The sequence below is a fragment of the Christiangramia aquimixticola genome, from assembly GCF_048285835.1.
Taxonomy (GTDB): Bacteria; Bacteroidota; Bacteroidia; order Flavobacteriales; family Flavobacteriaceae; genus Christiangramia; species Christiangramia aquimixticola.
This window is the reverse complement of the sequence record NZ_JBLVTL010000055.1, coordinates 1-379: the sequence shown is the minus strand read 5'-3', so window position 1 is coordinate 379 and position 379 is coordinate 1. Positions and strand designations below refer to the sequence as shown.

The following is a 379-nucleotide window of genomic DNA, read 5'->3' as shown; positions in this document are numbered from 1 at the left end:
TCCCGAACCGAGTCAGGGAGCTCTTGCCCGTGAAGATCGACGAGCTTGGGCTTGTAGTCATACAGATCCAATTGGGAAGGGCCGCCGCTTTGGAAGAGGTAGATGATCCGCTTGGCTTTGGGCATGAAATGAGGCAGTCCCAAATTGGCAGGAATCGATTCCAAAGAAGGTGGTGCGGCAGGGGAGCTTCCGGCGAAGATCTTTTCCATGCCCATGAGCGAACCCAAAGCCAAAGAACCGATACCCAAGGATGTTCGGGTCAAGAATCTCCTTCGGTCCATTTTTTTCTCGATCTCCTGCAGGTCTGCATTGGTCGAGCGAAGTGGGGCGTCGTGGTGGTGATGGCTCATGTTAGCGTTTGGTTAGAAAAGCGTCCGAA

The 379-nt window shown here is 53.6% G+C and carries 1 protein-coding gene; it reads right to left on the bottom strand.

Annotated elements, in window-relative coordinates; translation table 11 throughout:
* Positions 1–350, bottom strand: a 350-nt coding sequence (locus ACNKXV_RS13470) for a DUF1501 domain-containing protein (RefSeq protein WP_417908247.1), incomplete at its 3' end; no start/stop codon positions are given.
* Positions 351–379 lie beyond the last annotated feature (29 nt).